The organism is Syntrophorhabdus sp. (genome assembly GCA_012719415.1).
Classification (GTDB): Bacteria; Desulfobacterota; Syntrophorhabdia; order Syntrophorhabdales; family Syntrophorhabdaceae; genus Delta-02.
Window position 1 is genome coordinate 1 of sequence record JAAYAK010000241.1, and the last position, 18,483, is coordinate 18,483.

The 18,483-nt window shown below is 60.6% G+C and carries 17 protein-coding genes; 16 read left to right on the forward strand and 1 reads right to left on the reverse strand.

The window, feature by feature from the left end:
- Window positions 1-68: 68 nt before the first annotated feature.
- On the reverse strand, window positions 69-665 hold the full coding sequence (locus GXX82_14270; GenBank protein NLT24201.1) for a chemotaxis protein CheD: 597 nt from the start codon (window positions 663-665) through the stop codon (window positions 69-71).
- Window positions 666-916: 251 nt separating this feature from the next.
- On the opposite strand from GXX82_14270, the gene GXX82_14275 reads away from it, so the two are divergent.
- From GXX82_14275 to GXX82_14350, 16 genes are all read left to right on the forward strand, one after another.
- On the forward strand, window positions 917-1,423 hold the full coding sequence (locus tag GXX82_14275; protein ID NLT24202.1) for a flavin reductase family protein: 507 nt from the start codon (window positions 917-919) through the stop codon (window positions 1,421-1,423).
- A 192-nt stretch (window positions 1,424-1,615) separates the two neighbouring features.
- Complete coding sequence (locus tag GXX82_14280; protein ID NLT24203.1) at window positions 1,616-1,975, forward strand: winged helix-turn-helix transcriptional regulator; 360 nt, start codon at window positions 1,616-1,618, stop codon at window positions 1,973-1,975.
- A gap of 72 nt (window positions 1,976-2,047) precedes the next feature.
- Complete coding sequence (locus GXX82_14285; GenBank protein ID NLT24204.1) at window positions 2,048-2,758, forward strand: 4Fe-4S binding protein; 711 nt, start codon at window positions 2,048-2,050, stop codon at window positions 2,756-2,758.
- 260 nt (window positions 2,759-3,018) lie between these two features.
- A complete protein-coding gene (locus GXX82_14290; protein ID NLT24205.1) occupies window positions 3,019-5,148 on the forward strand; it encodes a 4Fe-4S dicluster domain-containing protein in 2,130 nt (709 codons plus the stop codon).
- Window positions 5,120-5,521, forward strand: coding sequence for a response regulator (locus GXX82_14295; GenBank protein ID NLT24206.1), 402 nt, complete (start codon window positions 5,120-5,122; stop codon window positions 5,519-5,521). Before GXX82_14290 ends, GXX82_14295 begins: the two co-directional genes overlap by 29 nt.
- A gap of 18 nt (window positions 5,522-5,539) precedes the next feature.
- On the forward strand, window positions 5,540-7,042 hold the full coding sequence (locus tag GXX82_14300) for a response regulator (GenBank protein NLT24207.1): 1,503 nt from the start codon (window positions 5,540-5,542) through the stop codon (window positions 7,040-7,042).
- A 38-nt stretch (window positions 7,043-7,080) separates the two neighbouring features.
- A complete protein-coding gene (locus tag GXX82_14305) occupies window positions 7,081-9,345 on the forward strand; it encodes a bifunctional dihydroorotate dehydrogenase B NAD binding subunit/NADPH-dependent glutamate synthase (GenBank protein ID NLT24208.1) in 2,265 nt (754 codons plus the stop codon).
- 807 nt (window positions 9,346-10,152) lie between these two features.
- Window positions 10,153-10,464 (forward strand): hypothetical protein, encoded by a 312-nt coding sequence (locus tag GXX82_14310; GenBank protein NLT24209.1) that lies wholly within the window; start codon window positions 10,153-10,155, stop codon window positions 10,462-10,464.
- A gap of 19 nt (window positions 10,465-10,483) precedes the next feature.
- Window positions 10,484-11,533, forward strand: a complete 1,050-nt coding sequence (locus GXX82_14315; protein NLT24210.1) for a V-type ATPase subunit — start codon at window positions 10,484-10,486, stop codon at window positions 11,531-11,533.
- Window positions 11,526-13,490, forward strand: coding sequence for a hypothetical protein (locus GXX82_14320; protein ID NLT24211.1), 1,965 nt, complete (start codon window positions 11,526-11,528; stop codon window positions 13,488-13,490). Before GXX82_14315 ends, GXX82_14320 begins: the two co-directional genes overlap by 8 nt.
- 57 nt (window positions 13,491-13,547) lie before the next feature.
- On the forward strand, window positions 13,548-13,877 hold the full coding sequence (locus GXX82_14325) for an ATPase (protein NLT24212.1): 330 nt from the start codon (window positions 13,548-13,550) through the stop codon (window positions 13,875-13,877).
- A gap of 8 nt (window positions 13,878-13,885) precedes the next feature.
- Entirely contained in the window at window positions 13,886-14,209 is a 324-nt protein-coding gene (locus tag GXX82_14330; protein NLT24213.1) for a hypothetical protein, read from the forward strand.
- Window positions 14,210-14,866, forward strand: coding sequence for a hypothetical protein (locus tag GXX82_14335; GenBank protein ID NLT24214.1), 657 nt, complete (start codon window positions 14,210-14,212; stop codon window positions 14,864-14,866).
- Entirely contained in the window at window positions 14,866-16,659 is a 1,794-nt protein-coding gene (locus tag GXX82_14340) for a V-type ATP synthase subunit A (GenBank protein NLT24215.1), read from the forward strand. The genes GXX82_14335 and GXX82_14340 overlap by 1 nt, the downstream gene beginning before the upstream one ends.
- Complete coding sequence (locus tag GXX82_14345) at window positions 16,652-18,103, forward strand: V-type ATP synthase subunit B (GenBank protein ID NLT24216.1); 1,452 nt, start codon at window positions 16,652-16,654, stop codon at window positions 18,101-18,103. The genes GXX82_14340 and GXX82_14345 overlap by 8 nt, the downstream gene beginning before the upstream one ends.
- Window positions 18,104-18,110: 7 nt before the next feature.
- Window positions 18,111-18,483: hypothetical protein (locus tag GXX82_14350; GenBank protein NLT24217.1), on the forward strand; the 373-nt coding region annotated here is incomplete at its 3' end.

Below are 18,483 nucleotides of genomic sequence, written 5' to 3' on the forward strand. Positions count from 1 at the left end.
CCTGCGACCTGCGACCTGCGACCTGCGACCTGCGACCTGCGACCTGCGACCTGCGACCGTCTTTGTCTTTACCACAGATCCGGGTTCGTTCCCTCTTCGAGGTGGCGCTTGAGTTCCCGTTTCCAGTATTCCTTGTCCCGCGTACCGAGGCCGTGAAGGGAGACCTTCCTGATCTTCCTGATATAGAGAGCATAGTTATGAGTGTCGAAATGGACCACCCTGCCGAGGTCGCCGCCAAGGTCCGAGGAGACGATGTTGATGCCGTCATTGCGGAGAAATTCCTGGATAAAGGCGGAATTTACCCTGCCGACACACCGGAAACTGTCCTCGTCCTTCTGTGTCTTGAGCAGCGAGCTGCCGCCGCAGACCTTTGCCTTGAGATACTTGCGCTGGGCGCCAAGCTTCAACATGCCGTTTATGATAAGCTCCATGGCGTGCACACCGTAGCGGCCCGCTTCGGAGAGAACGAGGGGCACATCGTCACTGAAGCGCTTCGTGCTGAGCAGGAAATGGTTCATCCCCACGACCCGGTTGACCGGGTCATAGAGGCACGCTGAAACGCAGGAGCCGAGAAGAGTGGATATCCTGAGATCCTTGTCTGTCACAAAATAATCGCCGGGAAACAGCACAACCCGCTTCCCGTATGATTCCTCGCGGACTATCATTCCTCATTGCCACCTTTACCTCCACCCTGCAGGGGCCCCCGCGACTGCATCCCTGCACACTAGTAATCGGCTGACCGGCGGGAAGCTTAAACGGCGAAAATAATGTTTTAGGTTTCAAGTTTTAGGTTTTAAGTAAAAGGAGCCGGGATGGCAGAGGAAGACAGCCGTGGCCTTGCAATCATGACCACCGCGTAATAGTATTGAACTTAAAACGTAACACCTAAAACTCAAAACATCTTTCGGAGGTTTCCATGGAGAGTGTGTTTGCGGAGATGAGGCCGGAGGATATCGGGCGCAACCCGTTCAGGCTTATCGGAGCGGATTGGATGCTCATCACGGCAGGGACGAAGGAGTCCTTCAACACCATGACCGGTGCCTGGGGAGGACTTGGCGTCGTCTGGGACAGACGGGTCGCCATCTGCCTCGTGCGCCCCACCCGGTATACCTATGAGTTCATGGAACGCTCATGGTCGTTCAGCCTCTGCTTCTTCGACGAAGAGTACCGCGATGCGCTGACCTACTGCGGAACGACATCGGGCAGGGACGTGAACAAGGCCGCCGAGGCCGGTCTCACCCCCGTTTTCGGTGAGGACACGATCCACTTCGCCGAGGCGCGGCTCGTCATCGAGTGCCGGAAGATCTACCACCAGGACATAGAGCCGCAGAACTTCCTGGTCCCGGACATAGACGGCTTCTACCCGAAGAAGGACTACCACCGGATGTACGTGGGCGAGATCATCCGCTGCCTGTCGAGGTAGGAGAAACGGGAACCTCCCTATTTCCTATAGGTCCTATCCCGTCCTATCCGGTCCTAGAGCCCCCATCACTTCACCCCGGGTCTGCCCTGCCCTCCCAATCCCCGACCCGGCCGGGTCTTGACAGCAGGCACAGGTTGTATTAGAGTTGCGATATTATGAAACTGCGCAATAAAAAAGCCGAAGGAGATCGTCATGGGGTTTGAGGAGGAAATGGAGGTGTTTGAGCTGCAGGCGGAGGTGTGCCTGGCGCTGGCGAATCCCCGGCGGCTTCAGATATTGGGTTTGCTGAAGGAAGGAGAGAGATCGGTAGCGCAGATGCTGGAAAGGATGGGGATAAACAAGGCGAACCTGTCCCAGCATCTTTCCGTCTTGAAGCAAAAAGGGCTGGTCATGTCGAGGAGAGAAGGTGCTGCGGTGTACTACAGGCTCGCCAGTCCCCGGATAACGGAGGCCTGTTCGATAATGCGCGACGTGCTCCTTGAAACCCTGCGGAGTAAGGAGCGTATCTCGAGGAGCATGCTTGAAGGAATGGGAAGTGCCAAAGAGGGATAGGACCTATGGGAGTTGATAGGACCAATAGGACATATGGGACCTATAGGACGTATAAAGAATTAAGAGGAAACCATGGGTGAGAGGGAAGTCAAGAGTTCGGAGAAGGAGAAAAAGGGCCTCAAGCCGGTGCTTGAGAAGGCCAAACGTTCCCGGCGCTGGAAACAGGTGCTTCTGGGGACCCTTTTCGTTGTGCTCCTTATTGGCGGGTGGTTCTATTCGCTGATCGGGTATTTCATTCCCCTGTGTATGGTGGCCGGCGTAGGGCTTGCAGCCTTCCGGGGCAGGAAGTGGTGCAACTGGATGTGCCCGCGGGGATCCTTCGCGGACACCTATATGAAGGTCATCAGCCCGGGACGGAAGATGCCCGGCTGGCTGAGAGGGACGCCCATAAGGCTGGGCGTTCTGGCATTCCTCATGGCGATGCTCACCTTCCAGATCGTACGGCTCTGGCCGGACCCTTACGCGATAGGGAAGTTCTTTGTCGTGCTCCTGACCATCACGACCGTCGTCGGCGTTTTCATGGCTCTTTTCCTCCACCAGCGCGCCTGGTGCTCCATCTGCCCCATTGGAAGCCTTTCGAGCTGGGTAGGGAAGAACCGTTACCCGCTGAGGATGGACAAGGACGCCTGCGTCAGCTGCGGCCTCTGCGCAAAGACCTGCCCCATGCAGCTCTCCCCGCAGGAGATGAAGGAGAGCGAAGTCATGGCCTTTCGGGGAGATTGCCTGAAATGCGGCCTCTGCGCGAAAGCCTGCCCGAAACAGGCCCTCTGTTTCCCGGGATAAAGACGGTTCAAGGGTTCAAAAGTTCAAGAGCTCAAGGGTAAAAGACAAAAAAGGCACCGCAAGCCTTGGGTTGGTGTGCGGATCGTTTTGACAGCCCAATCACTCAGCGGGCACGTTATGGTTCTTCCCTTGAACCCTTGAACTTTTGAACCCTTGAACCGTCTTTGAGGCCCCTGGGCCAGTCCTTCTTCCATTCATTGACAAAGCCTCCCAATTCCTGTAATATTTGTGGTAATTTATTAAATTTCTTGTGTATTTAAATGAATACAGTACGCGATCTCAAGTCAGAACACTGCCGGGGAGGTTCCAGGGTAGAGGTCAACAACCGCAAGTGCCGCAGGTGTTTCCTCTGCGTGCAGCTCTGCCCCGCGAAGGCCATCAAGCTGGAAAAGGAATCCATACGGATCATCCACGAGCGGTGCATACTCTGTGGGAACTGCATCACCGGCTGTTCACACGGGGCGATGACCTATCGAAGCGACGCGGGTGCCGTGAGGGACCTCATAGAGGCGAACGAGAACGTCGTGGCCTGTCTCGACCCCGCCTTTCCGGCCATTCTTGACGAGGTGACCCCCGGAGGGTTCAGCTATGCCTTGAAGGCCCTCGGATTCAAGGAAGTATGGGAAGGCGCGATCGGCGCGGAGCTCATAAGCCGCCCCTACCGGCAGCTGCTCGAAAAGGATCCCGGGAAACCGATCATATCCTCCTTCTGTCCCGTCATTGTTTCCTACATCGAAAAATACCTTCCCCAGCTCATTGACAATCTCGCGCCCATAGTGTCCCCAATGATAGCGGCGGGGAGGGCCATCAAGAAGACCAAGGGCGAGGGATGGCGTGTGGTCTATATTGCCCCCTGTCTCGCGCGGATGGGAGAGATGGACTATGACGAGAATTCCGACGCCATAGATCACGTCATCACCTTCCGCGATGTGAGGTTCATGTTCGCGGAGGCCGGCATCAATCCGAAACACGTCGCCGAGGCTCCCTTCGACGGTCCCGTACCAGCTCTTGGCAGGATCGTCCCGGTAATAGGCGGGCTTAACCGGAGCCTGGGACACAGCTTTGACGTCCTCGTCGGCGAGGTGAGTGTCGCTTACGGGCGAAGGCGCGTCATCGCCGCGCTGAACCAGCTTGCAAAGCGATCCATCCAGGCCAAGTTCTTCGACCTCGTCTTCTGTGACGGCTGTGTTGACGGTTCCTTTGTGGAACGCGAGCTTTCCGTGGTGGGACGCCGGCAGATCGTATCGGGGTACGCCAAGTCACAATTCGTTCCCCAGACGGCATCGATGATCCAGCGCACCCTCAGGGACTTCGCCGACGTGAAGGTCACGAGGGAGCACAAAGCGAATGTCCAGAAGCTCCCCGATCCCACGGAAGAGCAGATACGGGCAGTCCTCAGGAAGATAAACAAGATGCCTCCCCACAACAATCTCGACTGCAGGGCCTGCGGCTACAACACGTGCCGGGAAAAGGCCGTTGCCGTCGTGCAGGGCATATCTGAGGCCGAATATTGTCTGCCATACCTCCTGGAGGACTCGAAGCGCGTCTACCAGCAGCTCGAAAAATCTCACAGGGAGCTGCAGCGGTCCCACCAGGAACTGGAGCAGGCTCAGTTCCAGCTCATCAGAACGGAAAAGCTTGCGGCCCTGGGGCAGCTTGCCGCGGGTGTCGCCCACGAGATAAACAACCCCCTCGGCACGATCACCATCTATGCCCACATACTGGCACGGTCCCTGGAACCCGGTGACCCGAGGAAGGAAGACATCGATCTCATCATCACCGAGGCGAACAGGACGAAGGAGATCGTCCAGGGGCTCCTGAGCTTCGCGCGGGAGACAAAGCTCAAACCGGGAGAGACGAACATCAACGATCTTCTCGAGGAAACGCTCGGTCTTCTCGTCAATCAGGTCCTCTTTCAGAACATCAGGATCAAGAAGGTCTTCAGCGACGATCTTCCCATGCTCTTCGCCGACGCGACGCAGCTCAAGCAGGTCTTCCTCAACATCATGCTCAACTCTGCCCAGGCGATGGAAGGAAAAGGCTCCCTCACGATCACGACGGTCCACGAGGGGGGGACGATCTCGATCAGGATACGTGACACGGGACCGGGCATCCCGCCGGAGAACATCGGCAAGCTCTTCAACCCCTTCTTCACCACGAAGGAGAAGGGGACGGGGCTCGGACTCGCCATCTCCTACGGCATCGTGGAGCGCCATTCGGGGCAGATAGATGTCGAGACGGAGCTGGGAAAGGGAAGCACCTTCATCATCACGCTGCCCGTCGACGCGGACGCGGCGGGGATCATTACACCGGCCAAAGGATTAGCGGCAAATCAAAATATAAATACAGGGAGAAGGAACCATGGCACAAAAAAGAATTCTCATCATTGATGACGACGTCGATTTCGTTGATCTCAACAAGGCTGTCCTTGTGAACAACGGCTTCGAAGTCGAAACGGCATTCTCCGCTCGCGAGGGCATGGACAAGGTGCAGTTCGAAGCGCCGGACCTCATCCTCCTCGACCTGATGCTGGAGAAACACGACACGGGGTTCAGTTTCGCAAAGGCCATCAAGGCCGATCCGCGGTACAAGACCATCCCCATCCTGATGATCTCCGCCGTCGCCGGCGAGACGGGGTACGATTTCACCCAGGAGCAGGACGGCTACTGGATGAAGACGGATGATTTCGTGGCCAAGCCGGTGGAGCCGGAAGAACTGGTCAAGAGGATCAACGCCCTTATCGACAGAACGAAACAGGGATAGATCTCCACGGGAACGTTAATGGCCGAATCTGTCACCATCCTTGTTGTCGACGACGAGAAGGGCATCCGTGAAGGATGCCGGAGGATCCTTGCGTCAGAGGGGTACGGCGTCGATGTTGCCGAGAATGGCAAGATGGCGCTCGAGATGGTCAAGGGCAAACCCTACGACCTCATCCTCGTCGACCTCATGATGCCCGTCATGGGCGGACTTGAGCTCATGGAGCACGTGCGGCAGATCGACCCGGGCATCATCCTTGTTGTCATCACGGGTTTTGCCACGGTGGAGACGGCCGTCGACGCGATGAAACACGGCGCCTACGACTACATACCCAAGCCTTTCAACCCCGACCAGCTCATGGCGGTCATAGGCAGGGGCCTCGACAAGAGGCGGCTCACCATAGAAACGGAAAAGCTCCGCGAAGAGAGGGACCAGCGGCTCCTCGAAGTGGCAAGCGAGAAATCCAAGCTCCACACCATCGTGAACTCGATGGCCGACGGTATCCTCGTCATCAACCGGGAGCACCAGCTTGTCCTGTGGAACCCGGCGGTGCTCAAGATGCTCAACGTGCGGGGCAGGGTCGACGAGTCCGGGGTGGGCATGGATTTCCAGAAGGCGCTGAAACAGCAGGACCTGATAGACGTTATCAACAAGGCGTTCTCCCCTGATTCTTCCCAGTACACGATCATCTCCGAAGAGGTGGTCCTCGCAGGGGAGACCCCGAAGACCTTAATGGTCAACGTTGCGGGAGTGCGCGACGAGAGAGGCGAGAACCTCGGCGTCGTCTGCACATTCCGCGATATCTCCCGCCTCAAGGAGGTCGAGGAGATAAAGTCCCAGTTCGTGAGGATGGTGGCGCACGAGATACGGGCGCCGCTGGGGGCGATCGAAGGGTATCTCAATGCCTATCTCACGGGAGTGGCGGGTACGGACCCCCAGTTCAACCGGCAGATGCTGGAGCGGGCAAAGCTGAGGGCAAGGTCGCTCATGGACCTCGTCAACGACCTCCTGCTATTCGCGAAGCTGGAATCGACGAAGGTGGTAAGAAAGAAAGAGCTTCTGGACATCACGGAGATCATCCAGAGCACCGTGGAGCTCTTCAGGGTTCAGGGTTCGACGAAGGACGTGTCGTTCTCTGTCGAGATACCCGAAAAGCTGCCGCTCATCGAGGCCGACAGGTCCGAAATGGAGCAGCTCTTCACGAACCTCGTGTCCAACGCCATGAAGTACAATGTCAAGAACGGCAAGGTCACGGTCAGGGCCATGCCGGAGCCCCATTATCTCAGCATTAGCGTGAGCGACACGGGCATCGGCATCGAGGAGGATTGTCTCTCCTGCATCTTTGACGAGTTCTACAGGGTGCAGGGACCGAACACGCGCTATACGACCGGCACCGGATTGGGGCTGTCCATCGTGAAAAGGATAGTGGAATCCCACTTCGGGCGCATCGAGGTAGAAAGCAAGGTCGGGAAAGGAACGGTCTTCACCGTCAGGCTGCCGCTCAAGCAGGTGAACGACAAGTAATTGTTTTGATAGAATTAAACTTTTAAAAAGGAGACGTTATGGCTACCAAGAAAGCATCCAAAACCAACCAGATCCTGGAGAAGAAAATTCTTGCTCCTTCGATCACCATGTACAAGCTGTATGTCCCGGACATCGCCAGGAAAGTGAAGGCCGGCCAGTTCGTCGTCGTCCGCGGCGACGACATGGGCGAGCGTATACCGCTCACCGTTGCGGACTATGACGCCAAGAAGGGTACCATCACCATCATTTTCCAGGAAGTCGGCACATCCACCCAGAAGCTCGCGAAGTTCGAGGCGGGCATGGCCCTTCTCGACGTCGTCGGCCCCCTCGGGAAACCGAGCCACATCGAGAAGTTCGGCACCGTTGTCTGCGTGGGCGGCGGCGTGGGCGTGGCCCCCGTTCTGCCCATCGCCAAGGCCCTCAAAGAGGCAGGCAACGAGGTCATCTCGATCATCGGTGCCCGCACGCAGAGCATGCTTATCCTCGAGGAAGAGATGAAGAAGGCGAGCACCACCGTGCACGTCACAACCGATGACGGTTCTTATGGACACCACGGCTTCGTCACCGACGTACTGAAGAAGATCATCGAAGAGCGCGGCGCCGACAAGATCGCCCTCGTCGTGGGCATCGGCCCCGTCATCATGATGAAGGCCGTCACCGACGTGACCCGTCCCTTCGGCGTCAAGACCGTCGTAAGCCTCAACACGATCATGGTCGACGGTACCGGCATGTGCGGCTGCTGCCGCGCCACCATCGCCGGCGAGACGAAGTTCGTCTGCGTCGACGGCCCCGAGTTTGACGGCCATGCCGTGGACTTCCCCGAACTGGTGCTCCGCCAGAAGATGTACAACCGGGAAGAGCGGCGCGCTCTCTGGGACCACAAGTGCAAGATCGACGCACAGGAAAAGGCCATCAAGAAGGCCCGCAAACGCGTGAAGATGCCGGAGCAGGCGCCGAAGCAGAGGATCCAGAACTTTGCCGAAGTTGCCCTGGGATACACGAAAGAGAACGCCATGATGGAGGCCCAGCGCTGCCTCGGCTGCAAGAAGCCGCCCTGCGTTGAAGGCTGCCCCGTCAACGTCCAGATCCCCCAGTTCATCGCGAAGATCAAGGAAGGCGACTTCATGAGCGCCATCCATATCATCAAAGAAACGAACAGCCTCCCCGCCGTCTGCGGCAGGGTCTGTCCCCAGGAATCACAGTGTGAGTCGAAGTGCATCCTTGGCAAGAAGTCGGAACCCGTTGCCATCGGCCGCCTCGAGCGCTTTGCCGCGGACTATCAGCTCGGTCTCGGCGATGTGCGCGTTCCCACGCTGCCGAAGAAGACGGGCAAGAAGGTCGCCATCATCGGCGCCGGCCCCGCCGGTCTCACCGTCGCGGGCGAGCTGAGCAAGAAAGGCCACGAATGCACCGTCTACGAAGCGCTTCACAAGGCGGGCGGCGTTCTCGTTTACGGCATCCCCGAGTTCCGTCTCCCCAAGGCGATCGTGCAGCGCGAGGTCGACTACCTGGAGAAGCTCGGCGCCAAGGTGAGGGTCGACTCCATAGTCGGCCAGACGGTCACCCTCGACGAGCTCTTCGCCCAGGGTTACGATGCCGCATTCATCGGCACCGGCGCAGGCCTCCCCTATTTCCTCAACATCCCCGGCGAGAACCTGAACGGCGTCTACTCCGCCAACGAGTTCCTGACCAGGGCCAATCTCATGAAGGCATACCTCTTCCCTGAATACGACACACCCATCAGGGTCGGCGCGAAAGTGGCGGTCATCGGCGGCGGCAACGTGGCCATGGACTCCGCCAGGGTCTCGAAGCGCCTCGGCGCGGACGTGTATCTCGTCTATCGCCGCAGCCGCGACGAAATGCCCGCCCGCGCGGAAGAAGCGCACCACGCGGAGGAAGAGGGCATCGATTTCCGGCTCCTCACGAACCCCATCAGGGTCGTCGGCGATGACCAGGGCTGGGTCAAGGGGCTCGAATGCGTAAAGATGGAACTCGGCGAACCCGACGCGTCGGGCAGAAGAAGGCCCGTCGAGATCAAGGGCTCCAATTTCATCCTCGATGTGGACGTCGTCATCGTCGCCATCGGCCAGGGTCCGAACCCCATCCTCACATCCACCACCCCGGACCTGGAACTCAGGAAGTCCGGCAACATCGTGGCGGATGAGGAAACGGGACAGACAAGCCGCAAGGGCGTCTTTGCCGGCGGCGATATCGTAACAGGCGCCGCCACGGTCATCCTTGCCATGGGCGCCGGGAGAAAGGCAGCGAAGGCAATAGACGAATACCTTCAGACCAAGAAGTAAGGGTCGCAACTGAAAGTGAAAAGGCGGGGTGTGGCCACCCCGCCTTTTTTTTGCCGGCGAAGAGGGGTTCAGGACCCGGAATGCGGGGTCCGGAGGCAAGCCAGGACAAAGAAGTCCTTGAACCACAACCGGCATGGCGATAGGGGTGATCCTGCGGAAGGGGTCGCGATGACACTGCGTGTGCGCAGGCGGCCCGGTCTCTTCTGACTGACTGCCTGCAGTAGATCGTGTTTCATAGCAGGGTCATCTTAACGATTCCGGGGAAATGAAAGGCAAAGAATAATATGAGACGACCCGGTCCCGTGACGGACCGACTGTTTCGCCCGCATCCATTTCCAATTTGCTCACTTGTGTTTACAAAAGTTGACGCTATACTTGATATATATGAACCTTCGGCCTGGCTAGATGGTGAGGCGCTCTTATCACTCCTGCATCCGGTACTGCGCGGTCAACGAGGAAAGGGTGATGAGAAATGTGGAGGCCTATAAGCCGTACTGAAACATGTCTTTTCCTGCCGGATGCCCATCCCGCGGCACTTCGGCAAACCCTGCCACGGAGCCGCAAACCCGTCAGCTCATCCTCCGCCGTCTTCTCAACGCTCAACAGGCTCTTGATCAAGTGGGTTTTCACGTTAGATTTGCGTTCTGTCGTCATTCCGGCGAAGGCCGGGATCCAGGAAACACAAGGGGATGGAAAAACCTCTGGATCCCGGATCCGGTCCGGGATGACGGAAAGAGGAGTTTGTCAACAGGCTTTTAAACGGCTCAAGCTGTTCAAGCGCTTTGAACCGTCTTGCCGGAGGTCCCCATGCGCGATGTGATCCAGAAAGTCGTGGCGGCCGAGACAGAGGCGAAACAGGCCGTCGAAGAGGCAAGGACCGAGGCTGACCGCATCACCGCGGAAGCCCGAAAGAAGGCGCAGGACATCGCGGTTAAGGCACGCCAGGAGGCCGCCGCCGAGGCCGACCGTATCATCGCGGCAGCGGTGGCCGAAGCCGAGAAGGAGAAGGAGGAAAGGCTGGCCAGGGCGACGGCGAGGATCGAAAGAGAGGTCGGTATCGACGAGGCTCGGAGAAAGCGTGTTGTAGAAGGGATCGTCCGGTGCGTATGCAGGCCGTGACGGTGCCTTAAGGAGGCCAATGACAGGCAACCTCGACTACTTTGTAGCCCGTCTTCACGGGAAGCGCAGTTCGATGGCCGAGGGAGACAGGCTCGATTCCCTCACGCGCCTGAGGAGCCTCCCGGAGTTCACGCGGGCCATCTTTCCCGAGCGGGAGTTTCAGGGGACCGCGGACTTTCAACGTCTATTGATAGAGGAGCTTGCCAGGGAATTCTCGGGCTTCCCCGGCCACCTGGACCGGGCCGAGAGGCATCTTATCGACTGGATGCCCGCCCGCCTTGAAGCCGAGAACATCAAAGTGCTCCTCAGGGCGTGCATCACGAAGATCCCCCTGGAAGAGGTGACACAGCGTCTCGTTCCCCTGCCGGGGCAGACACCGGCAGTGGTCGAATCACTGGTGAGAGCGCCGACACTCAGCGATTTCGTGATGCTCCTTCCCTTCGGGCCGTTGCGCAAGGGTCTTGAAAAGGCGATCAGGGACCATGGCGAGGACGTCCGCCCCTTCTTCCTGGAGGCGGCTCTGGACAGTGGCTATCTTCGGGAGCTTGCTACGCGTCTCACGCTCCTTTCCAGCCGGGACCGGCAGGAGGTCGAAGGCGTGATATGCCAGGAGGTGGACATCTTTCACCTCATGCTCGTCCTGCGCGGAAAGTTCAACTATGGCCTGGCGGCGGACCAGTTGCTGTCCTTCCACGTCCCAGGGGCCCGGATACCACACGCCGTCCTCGCCGCCATGCTGGACGACCACGATCCCTGGATCGCGGTGGGACGCGCCGTCATGCGCGCCATCGATCCCCTGCCGGTGGAAGGGGCCTTGAGCGAGTCATCCTCGGCCATCCAGATACCTTTCATAGAAGATCTGGCATGGAGACGATACCACCGCCTTGCAAACACGGCGTTCAGGCGCAGCCACATGGGTTTTGGCGTCGTTGTCGGGTACGTGGCGCTGCGCCGCCTGGAAGTGGCCAATCTCATAACCATCTCCGAGGGCATTCGCACGGGTGCCGGTGAGGACATCATACGGACGCGGATGGTGCCGCGCGTGGAAAGGGAGGCGTCCCATGCTTAGCCCGGCCCCGATGTCGCGGCTCAGCGCCGTGGTCCTCGACAAGGACGAACGAGAGGTGCTCACGACCCTCGGCCACATGGGAGTGATACAGCTCACCCGTCTGCCTGCGGGACCCGGGACGCCCGCCCTCGGCGTGCGCGACCTCGCCGGCGATATAGCGCGATACGAGCGTCTGCGCGCGAGGATCGAGGAAATACGGCGCCTCCTTGAGATCTCCGGGCCGACAGGCGAGGAACTTCCCGGAGAGGTCAACCTCTCCGAAGCCGATGAGAGACTCGGCTCCATCGAGGAGCACATCGGGGAAGTATCCCACCTTCGCAGGGCCTACCGGCAGCGGCAAAGGGACTTAACGGCGCTGTGCGATCAGGTGTCGGACTGGCGCGGGCTCGATCTGCCTCTCGCAGGACCTGACCATTTTTCCTTCCTCCATTTCGTGACGGGAAGCCTGCCGGAGCAGAACCTTCCAGGCCTTCGGGCCACACTCGGTGACAATGTCGCCCTGGTCCCGCTGGAAGCGCAGAAGGGACGGCGTCAGGTGATGGCCATGACGACCCGTCAGAACGCGGAATCCCTGGAAAAGGCCCTGCAGGGCGCGGGCTTTAAGCCCGAGGCCCTTCCCGAAGTGGAAGGCCATACAGCCGACACGTTGTGCGCGGATAAGGAGAGAGAGCACCAGCGCCTTGAAACGGAGCTTGCGAGACTCGACATCCGGCTCAGATCCCTTGCGGAAGAGTTCGCGCCTTACCTCAACGGGCTGCAGGCCGCGATCGGGGCCGAACTCGGGCTCATAAGGGCACAGCAGGACCTGGCCCGGACGGACACGACCACAGTGATAACAGGTTGGGTACCGGCGCATCAGGTCACCGGGGTCAGTGAACACCTCAGGAAGATCACCCGCGGCCGCTGTGCCATCGAGATTGCCGCACCCGATGACGCCGCGGAGGAAAGAGTCCCCACGCTCCTCACCCATTCGGGCCTGCTGCGTCCCTTCGGCATGCTCATGTCCTCATACGGAACACCGAATTACCGTGAACTGGAACCCACGATCTTCGTTGCCGTCAGCTACGTGCTCATGTTCGGCATCATGTTCGGAGACTGGGGTCACGGCGCGACGCTCGCCGCCATGGGGGTGGCGGCGCTCCTTAACGGAAAGACCGAGAAGGCCCGCGACATCGGCGTGCTGCTGACGGCCTGCGGGCTGTCGAGCGTCGTTTTCGGGCTCATCTACGGCAGTTTCTTCGGTCTCGAGCATTTCAAGAGATACGCCATCTGGCATGATCCCCTCGAGGGCGACCCGATGGGCCTCATGTATGGCGCGATAGCCGTCGGTGTCGTCATGATCAGCTTGGGGTTGATACTCAATGCCGTCAACCGTTTCCGGCGCGGTGACGTGATCGGCGGCTTTCTCGACAAGTTCGGGGTGGCGGGGATAGTCTTCTACTGGGGGGTGCTCGCGATGATCGTCGGCCGGGACGCCATTTCGTCGCGAGGTCTCATGGTGCCGGCGTTCGTGGTTTTCCTGGTGGTGCCGGCGCTGTGCTGGATAGTGAAGGAACCCCTCGAGTATTTCCTCCATCGTTCCTCCGGGGAGCACGGTACGCTCGGCCTCGCCATCACGGAGTCCCTGGTGGGGGCCTTTGAGGCGTTCCTCTCCTATCTCGCCAACACAATAAGCTTCGTGCGTCTCGGGGCCTACGCGATGAGCCACGCGGCACTTCTCGTCGCCGCCTTCATGCTTGCCGAACAGGTCAAGCACCTTCCCGTCGCGGGCACCATCGGGGGTGTTATCGTCGTGATACTGGGGAATCTCGTGGCCATAGTCCTCGAGGGCATCATCGCATCGGTACAGGCGCTGCGCCTGGAGTACTATGAGTTCTTCGGCAAGTTCTTTTCCGGCGATGGTCAGGCGTTCGAACCCTTTCGCCTGGCGGGAAAGACCGGCCTCAAAGAGTCCTGATCCCGCCTGCGGGATCATGCATACAGCCGGTCACGTGCCGGCGAGGGGAGGTGTCATATGGTGAAATCGTTACTCAGGTCTGTTGGAGCCGCTCTCGCGGTGACGCTGATCCCGGCCATAGAGGTCCTGGCTGAACAGGCGGCACAGGAAGGTGCCTCCGCCGCCTCCCTGGGGAGGACCATCGGCCTCGCGGTGGCAGCCGCTTTCGCCGTTGGCGTGAGCATTCTCGGGGCGGGTTACGCGGTGGGAAAGATCGGTTCGGCCGCGCTCGGCGCAGCGGTGGAGAAGCCCGAACTCCTTACCCGGAGCATCCTCTTTGTCGCGCTCGCTGAGGGGCTTGCAGTGCTCGGCTTCGCCATAGCAATGATGCTGTTGCAGAAGATCTAGGAGGGGTCATGAAGTTCTTCTGCATCGCGGACGAAGACACCGTGAGAGGTTTCCGGCTGGCAGGCGTTGCCGGCGCGGCGGCCGCCACGGCGGGTGAGACCTCCCGGGTGCTCGAGAGGGCGATGGGGGAACCTGATTGTGCCATCATCATTCTCACCTCGACTGTTGCGGACCTCATTCGCGACAGCGTGGAGGAGTTGAGGCTCGAGAGGGATTGTCCGCTCATCGTTGAAATTCCCGGGCCGGAGGGACGAGCGGCCGGAACGAGGAGCCTCAGGGACTTCGTTCAGGAGGCCGTGGGCATCCGGCTGGGAAAAAGCGAGGGACCTTAAATGAGCATGACCGAACATGATCCTTCAGCGGTGCTCCGCCAGGAGATCGGCGACGACGCCCGGCGCCTGTGCGACGACATCCTTTCCTGCGCGCGGCGAGACGCCGAGGCCCTTCTGGGCAGGGAGGGTTCGGCGGCCATCGAAGACCGTCTCAAGCGCCTTGAAGAGGCCCGCTCCGAGGGGGCGCGCCGCAGAGACCTGACGCTTGCCGCGGTCTTTGTAGAGACGCGGCGGCTGTACCTCGCCCGCATCGAGACGCTCCTCGGATCCATACGCGAAGAGGCACAGAAACACCTCGCCGCCCGCAACGGCTTTGACCTCCGTGAAAGCGTCATCAATCTCGCGAGCGAAGCTGTCCGGGGTATGAGCGGTGACGAATTCGTGGTACGTCTTGCCGAGGGGAGCCGGCCTGTGCTCGGCGGGGCCCTGGAGGAGGAGATCGCATCCCGGTCGGGCCGTCCGGGGGTGAAGATCAGCGTCTTCTGGGATCCCCGCATGTCCGACGACGGGCCCATCGTAACGGACGCGGCGGAAAACCAGGTGTGGGACAACCGGTACAGGGCGAGGCTCGAGCGCCTGTGGCCGCAGATACGGCGCGCCATCGCGTCGGATGTGTTCCCTGCCGGCACCGGAGAGCCCGAAGGAGGTGCCACGTGATGAATGCGACCCACCCAGAAGGGCCCTACGCGACCCGTATCAGCGGCCCCATCATTACGGCCACGGGGATGAGCGGTGCTCAGATGTACGAGGTTGTCCAGGTGGGGGAACTGGGCCTCGTCGGCGAAGTGGTCCGTATTGTCGGCGATCTGGCCACGATCCAGGTCTACGAGGACACGACAATGCTGAAACCCGGAGCGAAGGTGCTCTGCACAGGCGCGCCCCTGTCCGTTTCGCTCGGTCCCGGTCTTGTCGGGAATATCTATGATGGTATCCAGCGGCCGCTGCCCGGAATTGAGGCAAAGAGCGGAGCGTGGATCCGCCGCGGCGAAAAGGTCGATGCCCTCGACAACACCAGGCGATGGACCTTTGAGCCCCTGGCCGCGAAGGGCGATACCGTCGAGCCCGGACAGGTGATAGGGCAGGTCGTGGAAACCCCTCTCGTCACGCACAAGATCATGGTTCCCCCCGACGTCTCCGGTGCGGTCCTGTCCATCGTCGGGAAGGGGGACTATACGCTCCTTGATCCCGTCGCGGTCATCGGGACACCGGAGGGAGAGAAGGAGGTAACGATGCTCCAGCGCTGGCCCGTGCGCCAGCCGCGCCCCATCCGGGAGCGTCTGAGGATAGCCGATCCCCTGATCACGGGCCAGAGGATCATCGACACCTTCTTTCCTCTCGGCAAGGGCGGAGCGGCGGCCATACCGGGCGGTTTCGGAACGGGCAAGACGATCACGCAGCATCAGCTTGCCAAGTGGTCCGACGCCGAGATCATCGTCTTCATCGGCTGCGGGGAACGCGGCAATGAGATGACCGAGGTTCTCCGGGAATTCCCGGAACTGGAAGACCCGCGGTCCGGCCGGCCGCTCATGGAGCGGACCATCCTTATCGCCAACACGTCGAACATGCCCGTCGCGGCCCGGGAGGTCTCCATCTATACCGGGATCACCCTTGCCGAGTACTACCGTGACATGGGTCTCTCGGTGGCGGTATTCGCGGACTCGACGAGCCGCTGGGCGGAGGCTTTGAGGGAACTCGCCGCGCGTCTCGAGGAGATGCCCGCCGAAGAGGGCTTTCCGGCGTCCCTTCCCACGCGTCTTGCACAGTTCTACGAGCGTGGCGGAGCCGTGACGACCCTCGCGGGCGAGCGTGCCTCGGTGAGCATCGTCGGGGCCGTCAGCCCTCCCGGCGGCGATTTCTCGGAACCTGTGACGCAGCACACGCGCCGTTTCATTCGTTGTTTCTGGGCGCTTGATACGGAGCTTGCGAACGCCCGCCATTACCCATCCATCCACTGGCTGCGTTCCTACTCTGAATACGCCGAGGACGTCAAGGTCTGGTGGGAGGCAAGCTGCCCTGACTGGGAGGAGCTCCGGACCGAGGCGCTGACGCTCCTGCAGCGTGAGGAGCGCCTCCAGCAGATCGTGAAGCTCGTCGGGCCCGACGTGCTGCCCGACAGCCAGCGGCTCATCCTCTTCATAGCCGAGATCTTCAAGGACGGCTTCCTCGCCCAGAGCGCCTTCGACGAGAACGATATGTACTGCTCGCCGGAGAAACAGGTCGCCCTCCTGAGGCTCATCCTCACGCTCTATCACAGGGGGCGCGACCTGGTCCAGGAAGGCGTCCCGCTGGCGAAGGTCACCGGCATGGATTGCGTCTCCGAGGTGCTCCGCGCGAAGGCGGCGTTGTCGAACAAGGAACTCCACAGGATGGAGGACCTCGCGAGAAGACTCGGGGAAGAGGCGGATGAACTGGAGCGACAGTACATGAAGGGGGCGGTCTGCCATGAATGATCTCTTTGCAGATATTGAGGACAGGGGACTCGAATACGTCGGTGCCTCACGCATCGAGGGGCCGCTCGTCGTCGTCGAGCGGGTCCGCGACGTGGGGTATGACGAGACGGTGGAGATCATCGACCCGGCGGGTATTCCCCGCATGGGGCGCGTGCTCGACGTTTCCGAGCGCCATGCCGTTGTTCAGGTCCTCGAGGGGACGACGGGGCTTGCCACTCGGACACTCCGGGCGCGTTTTCTCGGCGAGAGTTTCCGCCTTCCTGTCTCGCGACAGATGCTCGGCCGCGTCTTCGACGGTCTGGGACGCCCCGCCGACGGCGGACCGCCGGCTCTTTCAGCGGACCGCCGGGACGTCAACGGCATGCCCATCAACCCCTTCGCGAGACGCTATCCCAGGGAGTTCATCCAGACGGGCCTCTCCGCCATCGACGGGATGAACGCCCTCGTGCGCGGCCAGAAGTTGCCCGTCTTCTCCGGTAACGGGCTCCCCCACGACCGGGTCTCGGCGCAGATCATCCGGCAGGCGCGCCTGCTCGACGAGGAGGTCGAGTTCTCCATTGTGTTCGCCGCCATGGGCATCAAACATGACGTCGCCGAGTTCTTCATCCGCAACTTCCGGGAATCGGGGGCGCTCTCCCGCGCCGTGATGTTCTTCTCCCTGGCGGACGCTCCCAGCGTGGAGCGGCTGCTGACGCCGCGCGTTGCCCTGACCCTTGCCGAGCACCTTGCCTTCGACTGCGGCCAGCACGTCCTCATCCTCCTCACGGACATGACGAACTATTGCGAGAGCCTGCGCGAGGTCGGGACGGCACGCGGTGAGATACCGGGCCGCAAGGGCTACCCCGGATATCTCTATTCCGACCTGGCGAGCCTCTACGAGCGAGCGGGCCGCATCGAGAACTCTCCGGGATCGATCACGCAGATGGCGATATTGACCATGCCCGCCGACGATATCAGCCACCCCGTCCCGGACCTCACGGGTTACATCACGGAAGGGCAGATCGTCCTCGACCGCGATCTCTTCCAGCGCGGCATCTACCCCCCCATCGCGGGCCTGCCGAGCCTGTCGCGCCTCATGAAGGACGGCGTGGGCAAGGGCTTCACCCGCGAGGATCACCCGATCCTGGCAAGTCAGCTTTTTGCCTGTTACGCCTACGTGAAGAGGGTCCGCGGCCTGGCGGACGTCATCGGCGAAGAGGAGTTGAGCCCGCTCGACAAGCAGTACCTGAAGTTCGGTGAGGCCTTCGAGGGTACGTTCCTGAACCAGGGAGAGTACGAGAACAGGTCCATAGAAACGACGCTGGAGATGGGTTGGGATGCGCTGTCCGTGCTGCCGCGGGAGGAATTGCACCGCGTGAGCGACGATCTTTTGAGGAAGCATTACCGCTCGGAGCAGAGAACGGGGACACAGGACGAGGCCTGTCTTACGGCACGAGCGCTGTGAGGATGACATGGCAAAGCTCAACGTGGCGCCGACAAAATCGAACCTTCTCGGACTTGAGCGTCAGCTGGAGTTCGCCGAGGAGGGGTACGACCTTCTTGAGCAGAAGCGGCAGATCCTGATCTTCGAGCTCATGAGCCGGCTTGCCCGGGCCGAGGAGGCGGAAAGGAGGGTCGGCGAGGCGGTCGGACACGCCTTCGCGGCGCTTGAGGCAGCCACCCTCGATATCGGCTCCCGGGTACTCGAGGAGGCCGCCTTCGCCGTGTCCATGCGCCACGAGGTCTCGCTGTCCGACGACCGGCTCATGGGAATGGGGGTGCCGAAGATCACCCTTCAGGAAGAACCCATGGGTGTTCGCTTCGGCCTGGGAGGTACGTCCTCCA

Bases quoted from the DNA above. Each gene is read 5' to 3' on its own strand.
- GXX82_14270 (NLT24201.1), bottom strand. From the start codon at position 665: ATGATAGTCCGCGAGGAATCATACGGGAAGCGGGTTGTGCTGTTTCCC.
- GXX82_14275 (NLT24202.1), top strand. From the start codon at position 917: ATGGAGAGTGTGTTTGCGGAGATGAGGCCGGAGGATATCGGGCGCAAC.
- GXX82_14280 (NLT24203.1), top strand. From the start codon at position 1,616: ATGGGGTTTGAGGAGGAAATGGAGGTGTTTGAGCTGCAGGCGGAGGTG.
- GXX82_14285 (NLT24204.1), top strand. From the start codon at position 2,048: ATGGGTGAGAGGGAAGTCAAGAGTTCGGAGAAGGAGAAAAAGGGCCTC.
- GXX82_14290 (NLT24205.1), top strand. From the start codon at position 3,019: ATGAATACAGTACGCGATCTCAAGTCAGAACACTGCCGGGGAGGTTCC.
- GXX82_14295 (NLT24206.1), top strand. From the start codon at position 5,120: ATGGCACAAAAAAGAATTCTCATCATTGATGACGACGTCGATTTCGTT.
- GXX82_14300 (NLT24207.1), top strand. From the start codon at position 5,540: ATGGCCGAATCTGTCACCATCCTTGTTGTCGACGACGAGAAGGGCATC.
- GXX82_14305 (NLT24208.1), top strand. From the start codon at position 7,081: ATGGCTACCAAGAAAGCATCCAAAACCAACCAGATCCTGGAGAAGAAA.
- GXX82_14310 (NLT24209.1), top strand. From the start codon at position 10,153: ATGCGCGATGTGATCCAGAAAGTCGTGGCGGCCGAGACAGAGGCGAAA.
- GXX82_14315 (NLT24210.1), top strand. From the start codon at position 10,484: ATGACAGGCAACCTCGACTACTTTGTAGCCCGTCTTCACGGGAAGCGC.
- GXX82_14320 (NLT24211.1), top strand. From the start codon at position 11,526: ATGCTTAGCCCGGCCCCGATGTCGCGGCTCAGCGCCGTGGTCCTCGAC.
- GXX82_14325 (NLT24212.1), top strand. From the start codon at position 13,548: ATGGTGAAATCGTTACTCAGGTCTGTTGGAGCCGCTCTCGCGGTGACG.
- GXX82_14330 (NLT24213.1), top strand. From the start codon at position 13,886: ATGAAGTTCTTCTGCATCGCGGACGAAGACACCGTGAGAGGTTTCCGG.
- GXX82_14335 (NLT24214.1), top strand. From the start codon at position 14,210: ATGAGCATGACCGAACATGATCCTTCAGCGGTGCTCCGCCAGGAGATC.
- GXX82_14340 (NLT24215.1), top strand. From the start codon at position 14,866: ATGAATGCGACCCACCCAGAAGGGCCCTACGCGACCCGTATCAGCGGC.
- GXX82_14345 (NLT24216.1), top strand. From the start codon at position 16,652: ATGAATGATCTCTTTGCAGATATTGAGGACAGGGGACTCGAATACGTC.